This is a genomic window from Algicola sagamiensis DSM 14643 (genome assembly GCF_000374485.1).
Lineage (GTDB): Bacteria > Pseudomonadota > Gammaproteobacteria > Enterobacterales > Alteromonadaceae > Algicola > Algicola sagamiensis.
This window is the reverse complement of the sequence record NZ_KB894491.1, coordinates 706,521-731,876: the sequence shown is the minus strand read 5'-3', so window position 1 is coordinate 731,876 and position 25,356 is coordinate 706,521. Positions and strand designations below refer to the sequence as shown.

Below are 25,356 nucleotides of genomic sequence, written 5' to 3'. Positions count from 1 at the left end.
TGCATTCTTTCACAGTATCTCGTGTTCATGCTCTATTCAGCACTTTATCAATACAATTCCTTCTTTTTTGGAAAACTCATGAAACATTGGTCCAAAGTTGAATACCTGCACGAGACAGTGAAGAATCCCAATATTCATATCAAAGGCACTCGAAGTTATTACAGCGATGCGTGGACAGGGAGCTTTGAAGAAAGTGTTGTCCGTTATCTGTATGGTGATGAATTTAGCTCCCAAAACTGGGATCCACAGTGGGAAATTGATCAGCTCTACATTGGAAACTTTGTCTGCATTGCCGCGGAAGCTGTCATTTTAATGGGTGGAAATCATACCCACCGGCTGGACTGGTTCTCATGCTATCCATTCTTAGAGACTTTAGTGGCATCATATGAAGGAAAAGGGGATACCGTCATTGACGATGGAGCCTGGATAGGTATGCGGGCGATGATCATGCCAGGTGTTCGTATCAGAGAAGGTGCTGTGATTGCTGCAAACTCTGTTGTTGCGAATGATGTACCACCCTATTCAATCGTTGGCGGTAATCCAGCAAAACTGATTCAGTATCGCTTTGAGCCAGAAATCATCGAGCGCCTGCTGAAGTTAAAGCTTTACGAGATGTCCGAAGATAAATTCTCAGCTTTACAGCATCTCATCACAGCGAGTGATGTTGAAGCTTTGGAATCAGCTTATCATGCGTATGATCAAGAGCGTTGATCTTTTGGAATATATCCCGGGATTTTGTTCAGGTCAATTTCGTCCATTTGTTCTTCTTTTAAGTGTGCATTGGCGTACTGGAGGTAAACCTCTTGGTCGATAAATATATCGAATAGATCTGGATCTATATGATCACCCTGTTTCATTTTACCCATGATAAACAAGCATTCAGATACTGGTTTGGCAGGCTTGTAGGGTCGGTCAGCAGCGGTCAGCGCTTCAAAAATATCTGCGATTGCCATCATTCGCGCAGGGACAGACATTTCATCTCGTTTAAGTCCTTTAGGGTAACCCGTGCCGTCCATTTTTTCATGGTGACCCCCTGCATATTCAGGCACATTGCGGAGGTGCTTCGGGAAGGGAAGAGATTCGAGCATTTCAATGGTGATATCCATGTGATGATTAATGATGGTTCGCTCTTCCGGGGTGAGTGTGCCTCTGGCGATTTTGAGATTATAGATCTCTTCATCGGTTAACAGCGGTTGTTCCTGATAATCAATCGAGATCTTATTCCGCTTCGCAATATCATACACCCGCTGTTGATCTTCTTCCGTCATAAACTCACCACCAATATTGGCTTTACGCAGAAAATCCCGGTCATCTTCCAGTTGTGCATGTGCTTTATCAAATTCAGCTTTAATGGCAGAAAAGTCAGAGCTGCCTTGGGATAACAGCTCCAGCGCATCTTCTTTGTATTTTAACTCCAGATCTCTGAGCGCAATTTCTATTTTGGCATCAACCAGTTCAATGCGATCAAATACAGTACTTAGCTTCGCTGCCTTATCCATAACATATTCTGGGATGGCAATTTTGCCACAGTCATGCATCCATCCGGCAGTGCTCAGTTCGTAGCGATCTTTTTCTGTCATTCGAAACTCAGCCATCGGACCATCTTCGGTGTTGTGCACAGCTTCGGCAATCATCATGGTCAATACAGGGACGCGTCGGCAGTGCCCCCCCGTATATGGGGACTTTTCGTCGATGGCTTTAGCGATCATTTTTGTGAATGATTCGAATAGTTCTGCCATGCCTTCAATGAGCTGTCTATTGGTGAGTGCAACGGCAGCAAGTGAGGCCAGTGAACGGATCAGCTCAACGATATCGGCATGAAAAGGCACAATTTCATGATTACGCTGAGAGTTGATGAGCTGGATCACGGAGATGATTTCATCTTCGTGATTCTTGAGGGGAATCGTGAGAACAGATTGTGTATGATAGCCCGTCTTTTTGTCCATTTCTCGAGCAGCGCTTAAGTTATAGATTGTGCAGGCATACACATCAGGAATATTGATGATCTGGTCGGTGGCAACTGCATAAGCAACAAGTGCATTCGCATTCGGTTCGTTATCCACATAGAGTGGGATTTCTGGGAAAGGTATTTCTTTCCCAGTTGATCCCCCCATATGCATCCCTAAAGTATCATTGAGCAGTGTTTCGAATTTTAAGGTTTTTTGTGGAGTGACCGAATAAATCGTTCCGCCATCCGCATTACAAATGTTCTTCGCACCCAGCAAAATATGTTCGAGTAACAGCGTTGTATCTGACTCACTGGAAAGCTCAATACCGAGTTTGATGAGATACTCAAGCGCATCTTTTTCAGAATAACCATTCGCCACGATAAGAAGTCCTACTTGCTCGTATGCGTAAATGAGCCATCCCAATCTGCTGGGAGCTGCTGACTTTTCAACGCATCAATACGTTCGATATACATTGAGTATAACTGGGTGTTTTTACTTCGCTTGTGGAGATCGTTGAAAATGAATAATGCCTTTTCCCAATTTTGCTCTAAATAGGCATTGAACCCTTGTTCATGAAGGGTTACTTCTTCTTTATCTGGGGATTCTTCACTTTCAGTATCGATGGGTTCGTAAATAGTTACCGCTTCGTCCTTTCCTTTGACCTTCACTTTATCGACCGTTTTACATAGAATTTTGGGGCATAACGCTTTGGTTGATTCGCTTATCAAAATCTCGACACCATAAAATTTTGTAAGTCCTTCCAAACGTGAGCCTAAATTCACTGCATCCCCGAGGACGGTATAAGCTCTGCGGTATTCGGATCCCATGTCACCGACATTCATAAAACCGGTGTTAATGCCGATGCCAACATAAACCTGGGGCAAATGGTCTTTCCAGAATTCATCTCGAAGGAGCGCAGTTTGCCGTTGCATCTCAAAGGCTGCAATGACACAGTTTTCGGCATGCTTTGGATCGGTGAGCGGGGCATTCCAAAATGCCATGACCATGTCACCCACGTATTTATCAATGGTGCCTTGATTTTCAAAAATGATCTTTGTGATGGGTGAAAAGTAACGGTTGAGCATATTTTTGAGTTCATTTGCACTGAGTTTTTCCGAAATCGACGTAAAGCTGCGAATATCAGAAAATAGGACAGTCATTTCTCTCCGTTCACCTTCCAGCGTTGCCATCTCTGGGTGTTCCAGCATTTCATCGATATGGGCAGGTGGCACGTATTGGTCGAATATTCCTTTGATTTGTCGGCGAGATGATGCTTCCATCAAAAAGCCACGCAGGAAGTAAAATAAAGTGCCAAAAACCAATAGATATAAAGAGGATGCTAAGGGCAGATCGAGATGAGCCTTTTGCCATAAGTACAAGTTACTACCAATGAGCCCCATTAAGATAAATAGCGAACAGGCGAGCATCACCAATGGCCCTAACATTGGATAAATAAATGCCATGAGGAGGCCGATGATCAGTAAAATCAGCAGGGTTGCACCTTGCCACCAGTCGGGTCGGGCAATCATATTTTCTGGGTGAATGAGTGCATTGAGTAAATTCGCGTGAACTTCAACACCAGGATAGAGGACACCGACTGGCGTCGTTCTTAAATCACTTAGCCCAACAGCAGAGGTTCCGACAATCGCTAGGCTTTCGCTGAGAATATCCGGATCAACAGTTCCTTTTAAGACATCTGTGGCTGATATATATGGAAAGCTCCGTTGTGGTCCGACATAGGGGATCAATACTTGTCCTCGTGCGTCTGTCGAAATGTCTAACTCTCCAAGCTTTAATCCAGAGATCACGGGCTGTTCTCCATGTTCATTGGTCAAGATGATGGTTTCATCTAGCAACATATACAGTCTGGCCATTTCGACTGAAAGGCTGGGGTAAAACTTGCCCCCATGCTCAATGAGGAGTGCACCTTTGCGAATAAAGCCATCGGGATCATTAATCGCATTGATAAACCCAAAACCAGCAGAGACATCATTCAATGCAGGTAGGCTGGTGGTAAATCCGGTGTAGGTTAAATGCTTGATACTTGATGCGTGCTCTGGCGTTTGAAAAACCAAGCTGGTGTTTTGCGGGAGTTGATTAATCCGAACCATTTCATCCTGTTGAAAAATAGTTCCCAGGATAACCTCATGCTCGGTCATCGCTTCTGTCATTGCTAAATCCGCATCTAATACGGGTCGCAAAGGTAATAAATTTTCTGGGATCTGCTGTGACTTTTCTTGAAGTACCGTATTGATTTCATCAAGCGGGTGCCGCTCGGATTCGGAAAATAACACATCGAATGCAGTCATGATCACCCCAGCTTCTGAAAGCTGGTTGATTAACTGAGCAACTTTACGGCGGCTCCAAGGAAATCGGCCTTCTTCTTTAATGCTTTTTTCATCAATATCAATGATCACAATCGAAACATTGTCATAAAGTTTTGCTGGAATGAGATGGCGCATTTTGTTGTCATAAATGATCCCGTCAAACCGAGCCAGCAAACGCTGAGTGATTTCCAAAGGGCTAAACTGAAGCAGAACCATCAAAAGCATGATGCCAATGCCTGAAAGGATTGCCCAGGTATGGTGTCGAAAGTAGAGGACTAAGGCTGGCTCAGACACATGCCTTCCCGAGCAGCAATGATCCGAAAGTCATAGGTTCGTTTACGTAAATTTCTGACTAGTTCATCGACTTGCTCATCGCTACGTGCAGGGTCGTGGCTGAATAAAATCAAAGTACCGACTCTTGCTTCTTTCGCAAGTTGCACTACGTCTTCAATCAAAGAATGTCCCCAGCCATGTTTATGGGGCATTTCATCTTGAGTGTATTGAGCGTCATGGATCATGATGTCCACACCTTGAAGGAAATCAACCCATTCTTCCCAGGTTGTGGCTTTTTCGTAGGGGGGATCCAACTCGTTATCAACAATATAACCAATTGAGCCTTCTTTATTCTCAATACGGTAGGCATAGCCGCCATTAGGATGGTTTAATCGCTTTGTTGCGATAGAAAAGTTGCATAACTTCATGGTTGGCTCATGATCGACCAATCCATGGATTTTCACATTCGCGTGTAATTCATCATGCGGAACAGGAAAGAATGGATGCTCCATTTGTTTAAGGATTGCCTCGTAAAGAGGCGGATCGGTTGGTGGAACGTATATATGAATATTCCGGTTGAATTGGTAAATCGGTGCGAAAAATGGAAAGCCCTGAATATGATCCCAATGATTATGGGTCAACAGGATATAAATATCTTTTTCTTCTTTAATCAAGCGTTGACCAAGCCCTACAATACCTGTGCCAGAGTCAAGCACCAAAGTATCACCTTTACTTGACTCGATATAGGTGCAAGGTGTGTTGCCACCGTATTTCACCGTTTGCTGCCCCGGCGTAGGGGCAGATCCTCGGACACCGTAAAATTCAACAATCATAATTCATTCTAATCATTTGAGATTTGTTGTTCCTTAAAGTCTGTCCAGAAAAGCGCAAAATCTTTATCTGTTCGACCCGCAGCATTCGAAGTATCAGCACTAACACCAAAGACGATCTGTTTGTTGGGCGGGGTTTCACTAAAGGTAAATCCACCCAAACTAATGGCTTGTGTCGGCCACGACTCACGGGTGACGAGGTCGACCCTTTGTATGCCTGTGTTATTCAGCTGTGTATCTAAGTCACCATTGTTTGTGCCGGTTGTATGAATATGGGTGAAATAAATGACTTGTGCGCTTGAAGCGTTATGTGTATTACCAGCGATAATCAGACCACCATTGGCTTCGACAATCATTTTTTTCACAGTTAACGGATTTGTATTGGATGCACTGACATCATAGCTGTTCGCGCCATCACTACTAAAACTATTATTCTTTGTGCCGTTTAAGTTATAGGAAACGACCATCATTCTGTTAGTTGATCCTGTATCTTCAGTTCCATCTCCTGCGGCATAGATAATATTGTTAGAATCAAGCCCAACTTGCGTAAATCGATCAACAGTCAGCCCTGTTGGTGTGGATGTATCAAAACCAGTACTATTAAATGATGTATCTAATGCGCCGGAGCTGGTTAACATCATGACGATTGGTAATTCATTATTCGCCTGGCCAACAAAAACATATTTGTCTTCAGATGAAGTCGTTGCTGCATGATAGATTTGCTGCTCATCCAAGCCGGATAGCGATTGAAAATAATATCCAGTTGTATTGAAACTGGTATCAAAGGTCCCTGAGCTATTGAGCCTAACAATCATTGGGTTGTTATACGTACTGCTTTTACCAAAGCCTGAAAGGAGTAATTTCCCACCCGACAATTCTTTTACAGCACGAAATTCTGATGTCATTGAGACAATCGTTGATTCTGTAAACACGCCAGAGGATGCAAAAGTTCCATCAAAAGTGCCAGTGTCTAAAAGTTTGATGATCGTTGCTCGGTTCGTGGCTGTTTTTCCAAATAAGAGCAACTTTCCATCGCTCATTTCGGTCACCCCATGAACCGTGCCATAACTTGCATAAAGAAACGTTACGCGGCCGTTTTGTCCAAAGGTTTCATCAATCCCACCATTTGCAAGATACCGTGCAACGATGATCTGGCTATCGGAGCTTTTATTTACATTACCAACGACAATAAATTTTCCGGCATGAGTCCCATTTTTTAACTCAATCAGGTCTTCAATCACATCGTCACCAAAGCCAATGTTGGTTGTGTTAATGCCATCCGTACTCAGGCTTGTATCTTGAACGCCTGTATTGGATAAACGTGCAATAAATAATTCTTCACGACTGGCTTCTGCGACGCGTAAAGTATCCCCAACGATGACATATTTATTGTCAGATTGGACGATGACATGATGTGGATGAGAACCAGTATCTGTATGGGTCATATTAAATTGCCCACTGGTTCCAAAAGAGGTATCTAATGTTCCTGAAGAAACATTGTACTTTCGCATATAGGTCTGAACATTCGATGCGGTGTCAAAGTATGCGCCAGTGACAAGCAGACTCGTCCCGTCAAATGCAAGATCCAATACATCAGAATTGTTACTGGAGCCATTCACACCATCGGCATCTATCTGTAAAGTCCCGGAACTGGCAAATGATGTGTCTGTGACACCTGCATTTGTGACTGCGTGTAAGAATCCATCAAAGCCTCCCGCAAACGTTGCGCCACCACCGACAAAGAGTCTATCAGACGAGTCAAGGATGCCAGCAAGAGGGAAGTCACTATTTGTACTTGTACTTACTTTATGGGTAAATTTACCACTTGCACCATAACCAGTATCGAGATTAAAACTCACATTTACCTTCGCGACTCCGATTTCATTTCCACCACTATTGGAGGCTTGACCGACAAGAATGAAGTTTTGGCTCGAGTCGATGAGAAGCTCTGATGCAACATCACTCAGACCAAAAAAGTCCACTGTGATTGAATTGGATAGGCTCGGAGAAGATCCACTAATATCATATTTAAACAATGCGAAATCGTCTTGGGTACTTACCTCTTGCAGACCAAAAATGATCAAGTTACCACTACTATCTTTGAGGGCGCGATGTGCCGAGGTGTGTGACCCAAAACTAGATTCCCAGTAGCCGTCAGAATCAAAGCTTGTATCTAATGCACCGGAAGCTGTCGTTCTGAGAATAATCAACTGATTTGTTGCTGTATAGGAGGTCCCAATGAGCCAAGTACTACCGTCATTTTCAACAATCATATCCCTTAATTGAAAACTGGGTGTGATCCCATTGAAGAGTTGTATCCCATCAAACCCAAATGTTCGGTCAAGTGTCCCGTCCGCATTAAAACGGACCAGAGCGCCTTTTGCGACAACAGAGACTAAATCCAAAGTATCCGCCATCATGAGATATTTACCACTGGAGAGTTGGAATACTTTGTTCGTGATATCTTGTTGATTATCTGCATGTAGTTCTACGATTGTTCTTTTTGCTGCATCGCTCACAAAGCTTCCTGGCTCCTCAATATTTGTAATATTGATCGTGAAAGTGCCGGAACTTGAGGTAGTACCATCGGATACTGAAACTGTGATCACATATTGTGTTGTGGTTTCGTAGTCGAGGTTTGTAGTATTGGATACCAAAAAACCGCCACTTGAATTCACAGAGAAGATACCGTCGTTGTTTCCAGCCGTAATCGAGTAGGTAAAAGACGTATTATCGACATCTGTGACACCAACAGTGTCAATTTGGACACCTGCACCGGTATTTTCTGCAATACTGATTGTTCTGTCTGCAACAACAGGGGGATCATTCACAGCCGTGATGTTCATCGTTACCGTCGCTGTATCTGTTCCACCATTATTATCCGTAATCCCGTAGCTAAATGAGTCGACTCCGGCGAAGTTAGCATTTGGGATATAGGTAAAGGTACCATCTGCGTTGATCGTCAAAGCACCATTACTTGGTGAACTTGTTGGGGTCACTAGCACATTGATTGTATTGCCATCGACATCGATATCGTTCGTCAAGAGGTTCTGTCCAGTCAACGATGTATCTTCATTAATCGTAAACGTATCATTCACTGCATCTGGGTTATCATTGACTGGAGTCACAGTCACAGTCACGGTACCACTGGCGGTCTCGACTCCGTCAGTGACTTGATAGCCAAAACTATCTGTCCCATTGAAGTTTTGGTTTGGTATATAGGTGAATATACCATTGGAAGTGAGAGTGACTGTCCCATTACTTGGTAGTGAAGAGGGGGTTGTGATCAAAGATAAAGTATCACCGTCGGAGTCGACATCATTCTGAATAATACTGCTACCATTGAGCGTGGTATCTTCTTGGATCGTGAATGTATCTGGGTTCGCAACTGGCGCGAAGTTAACATCTGTGACCGTAATCGTTGCGGTTGCAGTATCTGCTTGTCCAACAGCATCTGTAATTTGATAGGTGAATGTATCTGTGCCAAAGAAGTTTTGGTTGGGCGTATAGGTGAAGGTACCGTTCGCGTTCAGCGATATCGTGCCATTTGCTGGCCCTGTAATTGGTGTTGTGTTGACCGTTATCGTATCGCCATTTGGATCGGAGTCATTCGCTAAAATATTGCCATTGGTTAATGGCACATTTTCAGGCGTTGTAAAGTTATCATTGACGGCGACAGGAGGCACATTATTGAGGGTCAGTGTCACGGTTACGGGAATTGATTGTGCTGTTCCATCAGAGGCTGCATAAGTGAAATTCGTGCTGTCAGCCTGGTTTTCAATTGGCGTATAAGTAAAGCTGCCATCAGTGTTGAGTGTCAGTGTTCCTTGTCCCGGTGGAGAAATTAAGACCGCTGTGAGGGGATCTTCATCTTCATCACCATCATTGATGAGAACACCATTTGTTGCTGCGATATTCAAAGCCGAATTTGGAATAATCTCATAAGAGTCGGCTGCCGCAACAGGTGCATCGTTCACAGGAACAACCGTGATATTCACCACAGCTTGTGCAATTTGTTTTCCATCTGTCACGATATATGTAAATTGATCTGTTCCGTTGAAGTTTGGATCTGGGGTGTATGTAAAAGAAGAGTCATCAGCAAACGCCAATTCACCATCGGTGGTTGAGTTTTCTGGGTCAAGTAAACTTGCTTCAAGAGGATCGCCATTCGGGTCTGAATCATTTGAGAGTACAGAGTCAAAAATGGAAACTTCTAACTTGCCATCTTCTTCCACGGTGTAACTATCATTCACTGCGATGGGGGGGGAATTACCATCGGTTGAGGGTGGGAAAATGGTCACAGTCGCCTGTGCTGTTAATCCTTCAGGATCTGATATTTCGTAAATAAATTTATCCGACTCTCCAAAATCAGTCGTTGGTGTGACCTCGTAGGAAAAGCTCCCATCTTCATTTATCGTAACTTGACCTTTCCCTGGTGGCTCAATTAGGTTTGGGTTGAGTGTTATCGGTTGGCCTTCAAAGTCTTTATCGTTTGCGAGTAGCCCATTTTCCGCAGGAACGGTGAAAGTATCTTGGAATACATTCAACGTGTAATTGTCATTTTGTGCATCTGGAGGATCATTAATATCGGTGATATTGATTGTGACGTTCCCTTGAATGAGCGCTTGGCTGAAATCATCGGTGATTGCATACACAAATGTATCAACCCCGCTTTCATTCGGATTGACAGTGTAATTAAATGTCCCATCCTGCTGCAGAGTCACGGTGCCTTTTTGAGGTGGTTGAATCGGGACTGTTTGTAATTGGATCAAATCGCCATCAGCATCGGTATCGTTACTTAATAGATTACCTGAGAGTGGTGTTGTTGAATCCTCTATCATCGTAAATGTATCGTCATTTGCAACGGGATCAACATGAGGCTCTTCTGCTACCAGACCAAGTTTGAGTGGTGGGCTAATGCTACTCTCACCAGAAGGAGAGACGGCGGTGACGAATGCAAATAGCACAGCATCTGGTGTTGGAAGATCGAATGAAGCAGTCGTTGCCGGTAAAGCTAAGGTCTTGAAAATATTTGCGTGTGATCCAAGGAAACGTCTTTCTGGGAATTCTGTATCACTGACATAAACATTGTACCGCAATGCACCCGGTATGGGTGACCATGTCAATGACATACTCGTTTCAGTTCTATCTTGAGTGATGTTGCCAAAAGACGCAGGTTGCCAGATGACGTCACCTTTTGCCAATTCAATTTGGTCGCCACTCGGTGTTTGTCCAAAGAGAGATAATGTGATTTGTCCTGGTTGAGCACCTGTCCAACCTGGATTAAAGTTTGAGATCACGGCACGGAAGTCGTTACCACAATCACCTTGGCAAAGTGGTACACTTGCTGGAAATTGATTGACACGAACAAAAACACCGGATAACGACTCAATTGGATCTGCGGCGATGACATCCATGGTCAGATTTTCGTTGAAGCTTGTTCCAAGTGGAAAGGTTAATGAACCTGTCGGTGCTAAGAAACGGGAAGAAACACTGGCGTTCCCTCTCAATGGTTTCCCTTTGACAAGTTGTCCGAGAGGAAATTCACGAAGCATGTCCGGTGTGACTGTCACTTCTTTTTGAACCTTGATTCCGTCATCCGTTTGCGGTTGTGAAACGGCGATTTGCTCTTCACCACCACTTTTACCACATGCAGATAGCATCATCCCTACGATAAGAATGGCAATATATCGACATGGACGGGTTATGTTTGTAAGCTGGTATTTTTCTTGTTGATTTTGAGTCATCGCTTATTCCACCGTAAACGTGCCCCCAGCTGTGACACTTGGGTTATTAATTTCTTGCAGGTTGACAGCACCTTGTAATGTGTTTGGGTTAAAAAACTGGGCATTGATATTTCCGATTGCCTCATTATTTCCATGGGAGGCAAAATTCACGTTCATCTGTAATTCAGTTGAATTTTGTGGCAATGCCCCTGTAAATGCTGCAAACCATTCCCCACCTGCATCATCAAATGAAAGGGAGCCGCTTGTTGTAACCGTTTCGCTACTGAAGTTGACCGTCATATTCACTTGCAGGTTTTCTAACCCGTTTGAAGCGATCACATTTGAGAAAGTAAACTCATCATTTCTTAGGTTGAGCTGTTGAATGAGTTCAGCCTGACTGGGAGGAGCTTCAATGGCGTTAAATTCTTCTCGTGTGAGATCACCCTCTAGATCGCCTCCAATACCAACGGAAATATCTGGGACTTCGGACTCAATGATTGAATCCACAGATGGATCATTGGCAACAGCAATGGTTTCAATGGCGTCAGGCGTAACGGCTGCTGTATCAATTGGGCCAACATCGGCAGGTGCATTTGATGATACGGGGGCTGTTGATTGAGTAGATGTCGTTTGAGTTGGTGTATTTCCCTGGGCAGGTTGATTATTTGATGCGACAGCCGTTTCTGTACTGTCTGCTTGCTCAGCTTCGCCTTCGGAAGATCCCTCAGATGACTCTTGTTGGCCACTGTCTGTACTGGCTTCTTCCTTTTCTCCGCCTTCGTCTGACTCTCCACTATCTTCGTCGGACTCTCCGCTACCTTCATCGGACTCTCCGCTACCTTCATCGGACTCTCCGCTGCCTCCATCGGACTCTCCGCTGCCTTCATCGGACTCTCCACTGTCTTCATCCGACTCTTCTTCGTCACCACCTTCGCTGTCTTCTTCATCTGAAACAGCGGTTCTGCTTTCACCGAAGGTCTCTGGAGGTTCCAATAGTTCTGTGACTTCACCTTCTTCCGATACGATACCAAAACTAAAGTCTTCACCTTCTCCGAAAGAAACGGTATCTACACCTGTTCCAGTATCAACAGTTAAATCGATTGCCCCATCCCAAACTGCCAGAAACATATCTCCGTCGATGATTTCCACTTCGAAATGTGTTCCTCGGACCCCGATCGAACCGACGGGTGTTTTGATGGTATAGTCTCCGCCTTTTTCTTTAATCGCACCAGTGACGGAGCGTAAACCACCTTTAACCAGCTCAATGACAGCTGATGCTTTTTCTGAACTCGGGTCAAATTTATATTCTGCAATCACCACTTTCGAATCTTCACTGAGTGCAAGCAAACCGCCATCGACCATGCGCATTTGTGTCCGGCTTTTTTTCGATGTTTCAATCACATCAGTGCCGTATACAGGAATTCGTCTTTTGAGTTTTCTCGCCTTTTTGGTAATTGTGTCGACAGCATTGACACGCCCTTTTGCCATCAACGTTTTCCCCGCAACGACGGCTGCTTGAGAAGAAAAGGCATAACTCCCTAAGACCGAAATCACCAGCAAGGCTGATGGACGGATGACATGAACAACAGCATACTTTTTGCTTGCAGACATGACTTTCTCCTAAAAGTGATGACGCCAGGTAAGGCCAAATTCAATTTTTTTGTACGAAAACATTTTGATATTGGATGATTTATCCGTATGTTTTGCTTGTAAGATAAGCTGATTGGCAGCATTGGCCGTATATGTGAGGCCAACTCCTGTGGTGCGCAGCTCTTCATCACGAACAATGCCGAATAGATTATGCTTGCCATTGTAATCAGCTTCTTGGAAACTTGTGTTTCCAGTGAGCAACCATTGATTGTTGAGCAGCCAGAAGTAAAAAAGGCCAACCTGCATTGTTTCGCGGCCATTATGCTTACCTTCTTCTAAATCCGTTTCTTCTTCTGTCTGGGAATAATTGATCATAAATCGGTGGTCACCGAGTTTTAATGAGAGTCCAATAGCACCACGAATAATGTCCATATCCAACTGATCGTTTTGTACATTATTCGCATCGGTATAAGAAACTTGTGCATTCCAGCTTAGGTTTTCAGTGAAAGAGCCATTGAGGCTAATCGCGCCTTCCCAGTCATTTCGATACCAGCTTTTTTGGAGTTGCATCGGGCGGTAGGTGATCCCAAAGCTGAAGTTCATGTCAAACATTGTATCGAGATAAGCAACACCAATATCAGCTTGATAACGATTCAGTGTATTCAGATCATCATATCGAACAAATGAGTGACCACTGGAAAATTGAAAACTCTTTAAGTTTGTAATCGGTTTTTGGTAAAGGATACGATAGGTCGTATTAAAAAACGCATCGCGCTCATCTTTTGCGGGATTTGGGATCACACCGATTCTAGGAATACTCACCTCGTTATCTTCTGAACCACTGGTGGCATTGGAATCATTCGTAAAGGCAATCGAAAATGTTTGTCGGGTGATTTCTTTCCTGGCCAGTTCTTTTTTATTGATGAGCTCCAGCATTTTAGATGCTTGGTCTTTCAGGGCCGCCACTGTTTGTTTGTCTTTTAAGAGTGAGCTTACCTGTTCTCTGGCGAGTTGCAGGTTTTCTGATTGGAAATAGGCATGTGCAAGATAGAGCTTTGCGACACCCCATTCTGGTATCTCTGTGACTGCGCGTTCTAAGGCAAAAACGGCACGTTGATTTTTCTGTTGTGAGATATACAGCTGACCCAAAAGAAAGTCGAATTTTGGAGTACCTGCGAAATCATCGTACCAGCGTTCTGCTTCTAACTCTGCATCCGCGAATTGTTTATCACGGATCAAGGATTGAAGCCGATCTAATGGGGCAGCGATGATTGAGTGAGAAAAAATGAGTAAGCTTGAACAGAAGCAATAAAAAATAGAAGAAAGGGTCGTATTCACCGTTTATATTCCCATTATTATTGTTGATTATCGTCAATGGTCAGCGTTAGCCCAACGCTAAGTGTAGACAAAGGTTTTGAAATTGCTGGCTAAAATTGTTTGAGTGAGAAGATATTTTGAGAGAGAAATGGGACTGAATCATCATGTGATGACACTGATTCAGCAATCGTGGATGACGTGTCAGCAACAGAGTCATGCTCGTAAAGTCGTCGTTGGACTAAGCGGTGCTCAAGGTATGGGGAAGACAACACTGAGTCGGCAATTATCAGAAACATTTACAACACGTAATATCCAGTTGGTGAGCTGCTCTTTAGATGACTTTTATTTGAGTAGAAAAGAAAGGGAAGTGCTTGCTCTGCGGATTCATCCATTGCTTCGATACCGAGGTGTACCGGGAACACATCATGTTCAAGACTTACGCCATATCATTCATAATTTTCGTGCTGGGCAACCTTTCGAATTACCTTGTTTTGATAAAAAGTCTGATGAGCCAGACGTGAAAAAAGTTCCTGTGTCAAAAGCAGATATATTACTCATTGAAGGGTGGTGCCTTGGTTTTTCGGTAAATCATCTTGATGCGTTTCCAAATCAAAGCGGGTTATATCAGCATAAACCAGATGAAATGCTGCGGAATGAGAAAGAATGGCGGTTGTTTATTCATCAACATTTAGCTGGTGATTATCAGAAGTTATTTCAGGAAATAGACTTAGGGATATTTTTAAAAGCGCCGAGCTGGGAGATGGTGAAGCAATGGCGTTGGCAACAGGAAGAGCAAACTCGATCTCATTTTTATGAGAATAAAAAAGAATTTGATTTATTTATGCAAACTTTTGAAGGAATGACAAAGCAGAGTTTAGAAGTACCGCCTGAGGGATACCATGTTTTAGAACTTGATGCACATCGTCAACTCTATCGGACCTATGGTTAAACCATAGGTCTCGACAAAAGCTGGAGAGCTTTTTATAGATTGATAATTATCGATTTGTTTTTCGTTTTTATAGGCTCGACTTGACTGAGGTATAAATACGCTCAGCCGCTTGATACCCCATATTGTCCATCCCGGCAAATACCCCTTTTCTCGCAGCAACGTCAGAGAAGCTTGCCTGCATACTGACAAGACTACCTTCAGGATCTTTATCATGGCGGACTGCAAGGGCCATCGCTTGTGCAAGCATGTACTCCAAGGCAGCAATATATTCTACCAGTTCCTCTTTTGAGAGTTCACTCGTCATTTTTTTCTCCTCATGCAATCAGGATGAGCCGTCATAGTTGCCGAAATTATCCCAGAAGGCTATTAGTAGAACGTATGATATTTGTCAAATAAAATGAATAAAAATGATAAAATTTCAGGAGGAAGATATTCCATATGGCGGATTCTTTTTTGGCGTCTATGGTTGTCAAAGGAGGATATATGATGACCAATGAAACAACAGAGCCGCCTCTCATCTGCGATGAAGCATTCGACTTTAAGCCCATTGCGACTTATCAGCCAAAAAATAATGTAATGCTGGCTCGCTTATCACAGCTTGCCTATGCATCAGAGTCAACGATCACAGCGACGATTCAGCAATGGCAGCGTGTGGATCCATCTTTGCAGTTTCAATTGAGAGACTTTCCTGAGTATTCGCTGAAGTATCGTTACCTGATTTTATCCAGCCAGACCTATACCATTTTGGTGTTTCGTGGCACAGATAATCTTATGAACTGGGTCACAGATATTGAAGTCAAGCACGTGCCTTTCGAAGGAAACGAGGCTCAGTTTGGACGAGTCCACGACGGCTTCTATCATTCAGTCCTTTCAATGGCTAGTTCTATTCGACAAGATATGCAGCAGCTTCGGCAACAACAGCCTTTGTATGTGACTGGGCATAGTTTAGGTGCTGCGCAAGCATTGCTGTCGGTCTTGATGATTGACGAGTTAAAAGATTTTACACAAATCATCAATTACGGACAGCCTAGAGTCGGAAACAAGGCTTTTCAGCGTTGGGTTGATCTGGTTATTGCAGGTCGTTACTTTCGTCAGGTCAATGAAGGCGATCCTGTTCCTGAGGTGCCTTCTGTTGACTATGTCCATGTGGGTGAGTTTTATATGCTTTGCAAGGATGAGCAATATCAAAAAATCGTAGGGGTGGAGCAGCCCATCTCAATCCTGAAAGAACTCAAAGATTTATCAGACGACGATATCCATGATCACGCAATTGCTAAGTATTTGCAAAATAGTTTGCATAATCTTGACTGGCCCTTTACTCCTCATAAAACTGAAAAAACATGATATATTTCCCAAATTTAAGAAATAAGTACTTTAATTGTAACTGGGTATTCATTCATTTTTTAGCATGGATTATGTGAATATATGCGCCCTAGGACCCATATTAATTAATAAATTTGGTTGGAATTGTGGGAAAAGCTCAGTAAGGCGTTGATTAGTAGTTTCCAAAGTGGTTATCTCTGGGGTAAAATACAGGGGTTTAGCGATTTGATGGAAGTTTTAGACTCTAAAGGAGAAGCGAATGCTTATCTTAACTCGTCGTGTTGGCGAAACTTTGATGATTGGTGACGATGTAACTGTCACTGTTTTAGGTGTAAAGGGAAATCAGGTTCGAATTGGTGTGAATGCACCTAAAGAAGTTTCTGTACACCGTGAGGAAATCTATATGCGAATTCAAGCTGAGAAGAATACTTCTGAGCAGGACGAAGAAGCATAAAGATAGACTGCCAGTCTGGAGTTATCCTGGCTGGCGTTATCTTTTTTTACATTTATTCTCTTTAAATTCCTTCTTTTCACGTTCCTTTTTCCAAAAGACTTCTTTTTAGATATTCCACTTTTAGATATTTCTATTCCGCACATGTAACCTGCTCGCTTCATGTTTCTCATCAACGTATTCTCTGAGTACTTCAAAATCGAAAAGAAAACGGCTTATTTTTAGCGACGCTCAACTCACGCTTATTATCTATTCGACAATAGTATTCTTTGATATGCCAAGTATCTTTTTGGATATATAAGCATGGTTCTGTTCTCGTATGGTGGATGTGCCAGATTTCGCTATGCAAATCCCAGGGGTGTTTTACTTCGAGCCAAATATCGGACATTGAGATGGACTGGACCTGGTAGTGACTCCACGGGATTGTTTGCAAGTCTTCACCTGCAAAGTAAACTTTGAGGCCTTGAGGCATAAAGGTTAAGTGTTGCTGACCTAAACCGATATCTTCAATAAAGTGCCGCTGTTCTTCCCAGCTTGCTAAGCGAACCTCTAAGGATGCGCGTGTTTGTTTGATATCGGGCTGCCAATGGCCTTCAAGGTGTGTGGGGAGTTGAGGCTGACAGCCAATGCACCCAAGCAGGAGAAAAGAAGACAAGTCACGAAAATACAACATCGTTATTGTTTAAAGACCTTTGATATAGATGAACGGCAGATAAGAACTATAGAGTTGCCAGATGAATGAAAGCTGAATTGGGGCGAAGGTTTGCAAAGGTTTACTCAAGTTGATGAACGACTGACAAATGTGCAACCCAATGATATCTGCTTATGCAAACATGGATATCCTTGATCATTGCACGGGTCTATTTTCCTTGATGAAGCCGGTAAAACCTCTTATTAAAGTCAAAATTGGCTAAAAATTCATTAAAAAACAGACGTTGAGGCTGATTTTATAGCAGTTTGGATAAAATGAAAGCAAACAAATAAAAAGGGCAAAAAAACTGTTTGACTTATTTTCTGAATCCTCTAATATACACGCCCACAAGACGGAGAGATGGCCGAGAGGCTGAAGGCGCTCCCCTGCTAAGGGAGTATAGGGTTTGTAGCCCTATCGAGGGTTCGAATCCCTCTCTCTCCGCCATTTTTAAAACAACGCGCTCGTAGCTCAACTGGATAGAGTACCTGGCTACGAACCAGGCGGTTGGAGGTTCGAGTCCTCCCGAGCGCGCCAGTGTTTTTAGACTTTTTTTTGTTTCTCTCTAAATATCTTCCTGATCAATAAACTTCCAATTCAATGGGGTACCAATAGAGATATCCTGGTTGACTTCTTTACCCAGTAATTCATCGTAATATTTGGGTGCTAGCCCAAATCCGGGTCGGATACGACGAATGTTTCTCTCTGAAAGGACATCGCCTTTCTTCAAGTCTTTCACAACATAAATCGAGCGGCGAAATGTTCGGTTTGATTCTTCTGCTTTTTTGAGTTCATAACAGGGTGAACCAACCGTTTTGTAGGTTTTTTGACAGGCAATCACAAGTTCGCATAGTTCTTCTGGCTCAAGAGAAAATGCAGCATCAGGGCCGCCATCTTCTCTTCGTAGTGTGACATGCTTTTCAATCACACAAGCACCAAGCGCAATGGCTGCGCTACTGGCAAGATGGCCAAGCGTATGATCTGATAAACCAACGGCAATTCCTGTTTGGCTCACCAGATCGGGTATCGTTGCTAGGTGACATTGGTCCAGTGGGGTGGGGTAACCACTGATGCAGTGAAGCAGGATCACTTGATGGTTCCCTGCCTGATCAATGACAGAAAGTGCTTCCTGAATTTCTTCCAAATTGGCCATACCTGTCGAAATGATCAAGGGTTTCTGGGTTTCAGCCATTGCACGAAGCAGGCAATGATCGGTGAGCTCAAACGAGGCAACTTTATATGCAGGTGTATTCAATGACTCTAAAAATTCGACAGCGCTTTCATCGAAGGGGCTTGAAAATACGCTGATCCCGCACTGTCTGCCATAATCGAACAGTTCCTGATGCCATTCCCAAGGTGTATGCGCTTCTTCATATAATTGATACAAAGATTTCCCATCCCATAAACCGCCCTTAATTTGAAAATCAGGTAAACTGGAATCGATAGTCATGGTATCTGCTGTGTATGTCTGTAATTTGACAGCATCTGCCCCAGCTTTTGATGCATGATGAATGAGCTGTCTGGCTCGGTTGATATCACCGTTGTGGTTCCCAGATAACTCCGCAATAATGTAGGGTTTCTGCCCAAATCCAATCGTTCGATCATCAATTGTAATTGTGGGCTCAAATTTTGGATTCATAAGTTGCGATATACCAGTCTTGTTTTGTTGGACGGAAACCAGCCTTGAGAAAAGATTTTACCGAGGCTTTATTATCAGGCTGGATGTAAGCTTCCAGTTTTTGCTCTTGATAAATGCCAAGCAGCAATGTTAATGCGCGTGTAGCGATACCTTGTCCATACATTGCTGGATTCAGGTAAATAGAGACTTCATTGTGTTCTCGTTCTGAGTTTGGCGAAATGCGGATCACACCAAGCTTTTCTTCTTTAGTCCCTGCTTCTTGATGACAGAGCATCCAGAGTTGGTTTTGACTGCTAAGCAAATTGCGTTCGACCCAAAGTTGATGTTCTTCGAACGAAGGTGGCTCAGGATTTCTGCTGTACTTTCGGGTATCAGGATGACATTGCCATTCGTACATGACTTTCACATCCATCGCATTGACAGCGCGAAACCAAATCCGATATGCGGGTAACTCTGCTTGGAATGCATTGGCAGTCCTTAAGATTCCTTTCCCATCACACAATGCGAGCCCATTTTTAACAACTTCTTGATAGTATTGCTTATTTGAAGCAGATTTCTCAATTGAAGACACCAGCTTTTCTTCAAGTTCGTGTCTATCTAAAGCCGCGAGCAGTGCATTGGCTTTCATAAATTGTTGAATGTTGAACATCTGGTTATCAACGATGCCAATGGCGACACTCGGCAGGCCACACACACAACGTTCCATCGCACTTGTCCCAGCAGCACCGATAGCGAGATCGTGTTTAAAATACAGCTCTCTCATGTTCGAAACATCGCGATGGAGTGTGATATTCAAAGGGGACTTTTTCACTTTGTTGGCGACATTCGCCAAATACTTTGCACCAGAGGTGAGGACAACGGAAAACTGGAATTTTGGCCCATGTTTCCAATCTTCTAGGATAGAAAGAACTGTTTCTGTCATGTTTTCTGGGTCAGTTGCACTCATGGCAATCAGCACTTTATTTTTAGGGTGCTGTCGATGCTGGATAATTTTTTCCGTCGGTGGGCACTTGGAAAACTCATAGCGTAATGGGGTAAACTCTGCACCAGCAAGAACTTGGCAATGCTCCGGAAGTAATTTCTCATAGTCTATAGGCTTTCTACCGAGTGAACTATCCAACAGAATATCAGCCATATGAGGGCGGTTTGCTAGATCATCAATGACAACGAAGCGCTTACAAATTGGATAAAATGCACTTTCCCATTGATGAGACCGTTGATAGTGGTCAATGATAATGGTGTGAATTTCACCATGTTGTTGCATCCAACGATAAAGCAATAGTCGGCAAAGCTTGATCTCTTCTTTCTCTGTTTTCGCATCAAGCTGCAATAACCCGTGTTCTTTTTGATTTAATAATTCTTCCATATCTTTTGAAAGTGATTGAGACATAAAGATACAGGTATTGCCTTGAGATTTAAGTACATCGGCGATCCCCAAGCAGCGAAAAAAATGTCCACCACCGATCTCTGCTGATGCATCAACACGAAAGATAATATTCATCCGCGTACCTTAAATACTGGCTCGAGAGGCGCACAATGTAGTGCATCCAACAAGGTTTGATTTTGATCGTGCTGATAAGCCAATGGCAAGATTTCCTGATAGGCATTCAGCAAGTTTTCAATATCACTCTTGGTGTGCGCATACATTAAATTATGGCTTCCATTACTCAATATTCCTCGAGAACATAATTCTTGTAAAATATAGGTCTTGATGGTCATCATTGGATAGTTGTTTCCTTCTTGAATACTTAAAAAGCTCCAGCTTGGATGACCTTTGACTTGAAATAATGAGGATAGATGATTGCTTATAATGAGGGCATTTAATTGTTCGATCAGGTATTCACCTATTTGCTGAATATGGGCAAGCGCTTTGCTGGAAACCAGTTTGTCAATTGTTGCTTTGGCCGCAGCTAAAGCAATCGTGTCCCCCCCAAAAGTCCCCGAAAAAAAGATATCTTCCATCAAAGACATCAAATGTTTTTTCCCTACAATGGCTGATAAAGGGAATCCGTTTGCCATCCCTTTACCGAACGTCGCCAAATCTGGGGTGACATCAAAAAAGCTTTGAGCGCCCCCCATATGAAATCGAAATCCTGTAATGGTTTCATCAAAAATCAACAATGCTTGGTGCTGATCACAAAGCGTCCGTATGGATTGAAGATAGCCATCGATTGGCCATTCCAAGTTCATCGGCTCCATAATGATTGCCGCAACTTTGCCTTGATATGTATCGAAAAGCTGGGAAACTGCATTGATGTCATTGTATGGAAATGTATGGCTTAAAGCTTGAGTTGCTTGTGGAACGCCTAAGTCACGGACCGTTGTACCAATATACCAATCATGCCAGCCATGATAGCCACAGACGAGGATATGATCTCGCCCGGTAAATGCACGGGCTAAGCGGATTGCAGCGGATGTTGCATCGGAACCATTCTTACCAAAACGTACCATTTCTGCACAGGGAATATATTGGATCAGACGTTCTGCAACTTCCGTTTCCAGTTGATGTGGTAGTGAGTAAATACTGCCATCATCGAGTTGAGATTTTACGGCTTGGTTCACATCCGGATCGGCGTAGCCAAGGCTGATACAAAGCAGGCCACTCACAAAGTCTAAATAGGTATTCCCGTCGATATCAACGAGAGTCGAACCATTCGCATGGGCTGCAAATTGTGGTGAAGCGCCAAACGGGTAAGTATAGCTGCTCTTGCTAAATGTCTGTGATGCTAATGGGATACACTGGCTGGCTCTTGCATGCCAAGTGGCTGAACATGTGAAGTCAGGACTCGGCTTTGACGACATAATGTTTATTCCTTGAGAAAACCTCGGGATATTTTTGTTCTAGTTGTATGACGTCCTGATAACCAAAACATCCTTGGTCAGCTAGTTGCTCGAAGATGAACGATGCAACTTCGAAATCTTCTGGGTAATCTACTGTCCAACGTAAACCTGAATAATCTTCAGGTGCATGGAGTGCACCAATGGTAAATCCATGTTCAGGCTGCCTCAGATAGAGTGTGACATGCTCACATTCATCAATAGTTGATGCATGATGATTGGTTTGTTCTAAAGCATGAAATGTCATGACTTCAACATCAACACCATCTGGAAAAGTATGGGGATAGCAATTACTTGTGTAGTCATTTCCTTGGTCCAAATGCAGCGATATCACCTGATCAATGAGGACAGGATCACTGAGTGGACAATCGGCTGTGAGCCGCACGATATGGGTTGCCTGATAGTGAGATGCACAGAGGTAAAAACGAGATAACACATCATCCAATGAACCGCGGAAATAGAGCCAACTTTTTTCCTGGCAAAGTTCTGCAATCGCATCATCACTGGCCTCATGACTGGTTGCAATAACGATTTTATCTAGCTTTTTGGATTGCTGAATTCTTTCGACCTGCCAGCACAGCATTGGTTTATCTAGAAATGGCTTGAGCACCTTTCCTGGTAGGCGGGTCGATGTCATTCGTGCCTGGATCACACCGATAATCATGGTGGTCGTTACTCTTCAGGCCAAAGGCTCGGCGTGATCAGGTGTAGCTCATCACAACGGAACAAGCCGAGGTTGACTTTAATTTCTTTTGCAAGCTTGTAATGGGTCAGGATTTGTTCCAACTCGGAAACAGAGTTGATACCAACGATAAAGCGGTCAATTTCGTTGACCTGATGGAGTAATGTCAAACATAGTGTTAAATGGTGAAGGTGTGTTTGCTCATGCACTGCATCCAAGACAGAAAAGTACTCGCTAAACTCATGGGTAAATTGGGGTCTCTGTTCAGGTGGCATCAAGAGCAATCCTTGTAAAAAAAGACTCCTTGCGTGGACTTCGATGCCTTTTTCTTTCATTCGTTGAATTTGGTTTGTATGTAAAAAGCGTTGATCAAACAGGTTGAGAGGCAGCTGGATCAAGTCGACATCAAAATGGGCAAGTACATGGTCTAGCTCTTCTGGGGCGTAAACGGATACGCCGAGCTTCTTGAACTTGCCATCTTCCTGAAGTCCTTTCATCGTTTTGTAGGTCTGCTCATTCATATCATGCGAATTATGAAACAAGACAGAGTAGCAGTAGGCTGCTTCATTCAGTGCCATGAGACTTTGTGTACAAGAAGTCAGCACTTTGTCTTCGGTATCGCTTCCAGGGTAGAGCTTTGTCATAACGAGTGCGGGGATCTCGCTATCATGACATTGCCCGATGACCGACTCACTATTGCCATACGCAGCAGCGGTATCAATTAAATCAATTCCTGATGTAGATGCGGCTTGCAAGATCCGTTTTGCGACATCAAAGTCTGGTTGACCTTGCGTATTTGAGATCCCATAGTCCATACCAAGTTGTGCTGTGCCCAGAGCTAGTTTCATAATAAGCGCACCAGTTGTTCAATGATGTAATCTTGATCAGCTTCATCAAGTGCTGGAAATAGGGGAAGACTCATGATTTCCTGATAAAACCTTTCGGCATTAGGTAATGTGCCCTTTCTAAATCCTAGATGCTGATAATAGGGCTGTAAATGCACTGGAATATAGTGGATATTGACGCCAATACCAGCCTCTCTTAAGACGGAAAAGATCACTTTTCTCTGTTTTGCATGATTTGGTAAGCGAACAATATATAAGTGATAGGCGTTCGTCCCTTGCTGTTGGGCTAACGGGATCACGGGGGTATTCTCAAATGCACTCTGGTACCGCTCAGCCAAAACATTTCGACGAGCGATGAATTCTCTGAGCTTTTGGCTTTGAGAGATACCGAGCGCAGCTTGAATATCTGTCATTCGGTAGTTATAGCCCAATGCTAATTGTTGATAGTACCAATCTCCATGGCTTTCTTCGGTGAACAGCTCAGGGTCTCGAGTCACACCATGACTACGTAAATATGACATGAAATCAGCCAGCTCTTTTTGATTGGTCAGTGCCATACCGCCTTCGGCTGTTGTCATAATCTTGACTGGATGAAAGCTAAAAACGCAGATATCCGAATAAGTACACGCACCCACAGGTTTATCTTGATAGCTTGCCCCAATGGCATGGCTGGCATCTTCAACAATAGCAATTTGATAGGGTTGGCAGATTTTATGGATCCTTTCCATATCACAGGATTGGCCAGCAAGATGAACAACGGTGATGATCTTTGGTAGTCGTCCTTGTTGATTAGCAACAGCAAGTTTCTTTTCCAATGTGTTAGGGCACATCAGTCCGGTTTCGGGCTCTATATCGACAAATTCAACATGTGCGTGACAATACAAGGCAGCGTTTGACGTTGCAACATAGGTGATTGGTGTGGTCCATAACAAGTCACCTTGCGATAATCCAAGTGCAAGATAAGCGAGATGTAATGCTGACGTTGCACTATTAGTAGCAACTGCATAATTGGCCTGGCATGTATCGGCAATGGCGGATTCAAACTTGGGAACTAAAGGTCCCTGAGTAAGCCAGTCTGATTTCAATACAGAAACAACCGCATCAATATCCTGCTGGTCAATACTCTGCCTTCCATATGGGATCATGATCAAAAGATGTAGTGACAAAAGTTAACTTAGTGATAAGTGTAGACTTAATTTGCCTATTGTGTCGATCCAGACCTTGAATATTTCAGAACCTTCTCTTTGAAAAAATGACTGAATAAACGATTCGTAGATAACTGGATAGAATGAGGGTGATTTTGAGTTGAACAGACGTCTTTCATCTTTGGGATAAAGGAGAGGTTTCTGATTAAAATTAGATGTTTTTTATATGTGAAAAGTTCAATAAACAATCGTCTTGGTGAAATGTTGTTACATGATTTATAAAACTCTAATTCCAATGAATAAATCTATTAATAACCAATTGTTTTTAAATGAATTATTATTTTTGTGAATATTTGTTTTTATAGATTTAAACTGAGTTTTAATGTAAAATATTCAACCTGTTTACGGAAAAATAAAAAGGTAAAAAATGATTAAATCTCGTCTTTCACTTCTTGTTAGTAGTGTTCTTTTAACCTCCAGCTATTCTGCATTTTCTTATGATCATGGACCACAACCAACACCTGTGGTGATGAGTAGTGTTGATGAATTGTCGGATAAGATTGAATTGTCGGATAAGATTGAATTTGTGGATAGATCGAATTCGAGTAACCGTATTAATGATCGCAATCATCATCACTTCAACCGCCAAATTTCATTTAATCCTCTGTTTAATAACAGCACTTTGTTTTAAATTGATAGAAATCATATCCAAATTTTTGATATTCAAACGAGTAAGCTTCTTTATTCAAAAGAAGTAAATAAGATTGATTGGAATATAGAA

The 25,356-nt window shown here is 43.0% G+C and carries 19 protein-coding genes and 2 tRNA genes; 7 read left to right on the top strand and 14 right to left on the bottom strand.

Features of this window, described 5'->3' with window-relative positions; all coding sequences use genetic code 11:
• The first annotated feature begins 78 nt into the window (after positions 1-78).
• Complete coding sequence (locus tag C505_RS0103400; protein WP_018691182.1) at positions 79-711, top strand: CatB-related O-acetyltransferase; 633 nt, start codon at positions 79-81, stop codon at positions 709-711.
• Here C505_RS0103400 and C505_RS0103395 read toward each other — a convergent pair.
• Genes C505_RS0103395 through C505_RS0103370 form a run of 6 tightly spaced genes read right to left on the bottom strand, consistent with a single transcriptional unit; the run spans position 699 to position 14,033 of the window.
• Complete coding sequence (locus C505_RS0103395) at positions 699-2,327, bottom strand: HD family phosphohydrolase (RefSeq protein WP_018691181.1); 1,629 nt, start codon at positions 2,325-2,327, stop codon at positions 699-701. The two genes, C505_RS0103400 and C505_RS0103395, sit on opposite strands and share 13 nt — an antisense overlap.
• Positions 2,328-2,338: 11 nt before the next feature.
• Positions 2,339-4,570 (bottom strand): CHASE2 domain-containing protein, encoded by a 2,232-nt coding sequence (locus C505_RS0103390; protein ID WP_211215041.1) that lies wholly within the window; start codon positions 4,568-4,570, stop codon positions 2,339-2,341.
• On the bottom strand, positions 4,552-5,382 hold the full coding sequence (locus C505_RS0103385; RefSeq protein ID WP_018691179.1) for an MBL fold metallo-hydrolase: 831 nt from the start codon (positions 5,380-5,382) through the stop codon (positions 4,552-4,554). The genes C505_RS0103390 and C505_RS0103385 overlap by 19 nt, the downstream gene beginning before the upstream one ends.
• 8 nt (positions 5,383-5,390) lie before the next feature.
• A complete protein-coding gene (locus C505_RS0103380) occupies positions 5,391-11,126 on the bottom strand; it encodes an Ig-like domain-containing protein (protein ID WP_018691178.1) in 5,736 nt (1,911 codons plus the stop codon).
• Between the two features lie 3 nt (positions 11,127-11,129).
• Positions 11,130-12,716: a FecR family protein gene (locus tag C505_RS23425; RefSeq protein WP_018691177.1), complete on the bottom strand. Its 1,587-nt coding sequence runs from the start codon at positions 12,714-12,716 to the stop codon at positions 11,130-11,132.
• Between the two features lie 9 nt (positions 12,717-12,725).
• Positions 12,726-14,033, bottom strand: coding sequence for a hypothetical protein (locus tag C505_RS0103370; RefSeq protein WP_018691176.1), 1,308 nt, complete (start codon positions 14,031-14,033; stop codon positions 12,726-12,728).
• A gap of 127 nt (positions 14,034-14,160) precedes the next feature.
• On the opposite strand from C505_RS0103370, the gene C505_RS21280 reads away from it, so the two are divergent.
• Positions 14,161-14,961, top strand: coding sequence for a hypothetical protein (locus C505_RS21280; RefSeq protein WP_018691175.1), 801 nt, complete (start codon positions 14,161-14,163; stop codon positions 14,959-14,961).
• A gap of 67 nt (positions 14,962-15,028) precedes the next feature.
• Here the strand turns inward: C505_RS21280 and C505_RS0103360 are convergent, their stop codons facing one another.
• Positions 15,029-15,265: a hypothetical protein gene (locus C505_RS0103360; RefSeq protein WP_018691174.1), complete on the bottom strand. Its 237-nt coding sequence runs from the start codon at positions 15,263-15,265 to the stop codon at positions 15,029-15,031.
• 134 nt (positions 15,266-15,399) lie between these two features.
• Here C505_RS0103360 and C505_RS0103355 point away from each other — a divergent pair, with 134 nt between their 5' ends.
• Positions 15,400-16,305: a lipase family protein gene (locus C505_RS0103355; RefSeq protein WP_018691173.1), complete on the top strand. Its 906-nt coding sequence runs from the start codon at positions 15,400-15,402 to the stop codon at positions 16,303-16,305.
• Between the two features lie 238 nt (positions 16,306-16,543).
• Positions 16,544-16,738 carry a carbon storage regulator CsrA gene (gene csrA / locus C505_RS0103350; RefSeq protein WP_018691172.1) on the top strand — a complete coding sequence of 65 codons (195 nt, stop codon included), beginning with the start codon at positions 16,544-16,546 and terminating at the stop codon, positions 16,736-16,738.
• A gap of 190 nt (positions 16,739-16,928) precedes the next feature.
• On the opposite strand, the gene C505_RS0103345 is transcribed toward csrA, so the two are convergent.
• The gene (locus tag C505_RS0103345; RefSeq protein WP_018691171.1) at positions 16,929-17,408 is read right to left on the bottom strand and encodes a hypothetical protein; all 480 of its coding nucleotides are present in this window, start codon (positions 17,406-17,408) and stop codon (positions 16,929-16,931) included.
• A 372-nt stretch (positions 17,409-17,780) separates the two neighbouring features.
• Here C505_RS0103345 and C505_RS0103340 point away from each other — a divergent pair.
• A tRNA-Ser gene (locus tag C505_RS0103340) sits at positions 17,781-17,873 on the top strand.
• Between the two features lie 13 nt (positions 17,874-17,886).
• A tRNA-Arg gene (locus tag C505_RS0103335) sits at positions 17,887-17,963 on the top strand.
• Positions 17,964-17,991: 28 nt separating this feature from the next.
• Here C505_RS0103335 and pseI read toward each other — a convergent pair.
• The 6 genes from pseI to pseC are packed head-to-tail and all read right to left on the bottom strand — an operon-like array spanning position 17,992 to position 24,575.
• Entirely contained in the window at positions 17,992-19,065 is a 1,074-nt protein-coding gene (pseI, locus tag C505_RS0103330; protein ID WP_018691170.1) for a pseudaminic acid synthase, read from the bottom strand.
• Positions 19,049-20,566, bottom strand: a complete 1,518-nt coding sequence (gene pseG / locus C505_RS0103325; RefSeq protein ID WP_018691169.1) for a UDP-2,4-diacetamido-2,4,6-trideoxy-beta-L-altropyranose hydrolase — start codon at positions 20,564-20,566, stop codon at positions 19,049-19,051. Before pseG ends, pseI begins: the two co-directional genes overlap by 17 nt.
• On the bottom strand, positions 20,563-21,867 hold the full coding sequence (locus C505_RS0103320) for an aminotransferase class III-fold pyridoxal phosphate-dependent enzyme (protein ID WP_018691168.1): 1,305 nt from the start codon (positions 21,865-21,867) through the stop codon (positions 20,563-20,565). Before C505_RS0103320 ends, pseG begins: the two co-directional genes overlap by 4 nt.
• A complete protein-coding gene (locus tag C505_RS0103315; RefSeq protein WP_018691167.1) occupies positions 21,845-22,567 on the bottom strand; it encodes a cytidylyltransferase domain-containing protein in 723 nt (240 codons plus the stop codon). The genes C505_RS0103320 and C505_RS0103315 overlap by 23 nt, the downstream gene beginning before the upstream one ends.
• Before the next feature lie 8 nt (positions 22,568-22,575).
• A complete protein-coding gene (locus C505_RS21275) occupies positions 22,576-23,433 on the bottom strand; it encodes an aldo/keto reductase (protein WP_018691166.1) in 858 nt (285 codons plus the stop codon).
• Positions 23,430-24,575, bottom strand: coding sequence for a UDP-4-amino-4,6-dideoxy-N-acetyl-beta-L-altrosamine transaminase (gene pseC / locus C505_RS0103305; protein WP_018691165.1), 1,146 nt, complete (start codon positions 24,573-24,575; stop codon positions 23,430-23,432). Before pseC ends, C505_RS21275 begins: the two co-directional genes overlap by 4 nt.
• 427 nt (positions 24,576-25,002) lie before the next feature.
• Between pseC and C505_RS0103300 the strand changes: the two genes are divergently transcribed.
• Positions 25,003-25,266, top strand: coding sequence for a hypothetical protein (locus tag C505_RS0103300; RefSeq protein ID WP_018691164.1), 264 nt, complete (start codon positions 25,003-25,005; stop codon positions 25,264-25,266).
• The last annotated feature ends 90 nt before the right edge of the window (positions 25,267-25,356 follow it).

Coding starts and splice junctions, on each gene's coding strand:
- C505_RS0103400 (WP_018691182.1), top strand. CDS start 79: ATGAAACATTGGTCCAAAGTTGAATACCTGCACGAGACAGTGAAGAAT.
- C505_RS0103385 (WP_018691179.1), bottom strand. CDS start 5,382: ATGATTGTTGAATTTTACGGTGTCCGAGGATCTGCCCCTACGCCGGGG.
- C505_RS0103380 (WP_018691178.1), bottom strand. CDS start 11,126: ATGACTCAAAATCAACAAGAAAAATACCAGCTTACAAACATAACCCGT.
- C505_RS23425 (WP_018691177.1), bottom strand. CDS start 12,716: ATGTCTGCAAGCAAAAAGTATGCTGTTGTTCATGTCATCCGTCCATCA.
- C505_RS21280 (WP_018691175.1), top strand. CDS start 14,161: ATGGGACTGAATCATCATGTGATGACACTGATTCAGCAATCGTGGATG.
- C505_RS0103360 (WP_018691174.1), bottom strand. CDS start 15,265: ATGACGAGTGAACTCTCAAAAGAGGAACTGGTAGAATATATTGCTGCC.
- C505_RS0103355 (WP_018691173.1), top strand. CDS start 15,400: ATGGCGGATTCTTTTTTGGCGTCTATGGTTGTCAAAGGAGGATATATG.
- csrA (WP_018691172.1), top strand. CDS start 16,544: ATGCTTATCTTAACTCGTCGTGTTGGCGAAACTTTGATGATTGGTGAC.
- C505_RS0103345 (WP_018691171.1), bottom strand. CDS start 17,408: ATGTTGTATTTTCGTGACTTGTCTTCTTTTCTCCTGCTTGGGTGCATT.
- pseI (WP_018691170.1), bottom strand. CDS start 19,065: ATGAATCCAAAATTTGAGCCCACAATTACAATTGATGATCGAACGATT.
- pseG (WP_018691169.1), bottom strand. CDS start 20,566: ATGAATATTATCTTTCGTGTTGATGCATCAGCAGAGATCGGTGGTGGA.
- C505_RS0103320 (WP_018691168.1), bottom strand. CDS start 21,867: ATGTCGTCAAAGCCGAGTCCTGACTTCACATGTTCAGCCACTTGGCAT.
- C505_RS0103315 (WP_018691167.1), bottom strand. CDS start 22,567: ATGATTATCGGTGTGATCCAGGCACGAATGACATCGACCCGCCTACCA.
- C505_RS21275 (WP_018691166.1), bottom strand. CDS start 23,433: ATGAAACTAGCTCTGGGCACAGCACAACTTGGTATGGACTATGGGATC.
- pseC (WP_018691165.1), bottom strand. CDS start 24,575: ATGATCCCATATGGAAGGCAGAGTATTGACCAGCAGGATATTGATGCG.
- C505_RS0103300 (WP_018691164.1), top strand. CDS start 25,003: ATGATTAAATCTCGTCTTTCACTTCTTGTTAGTAGTGTTCTTTTAACC.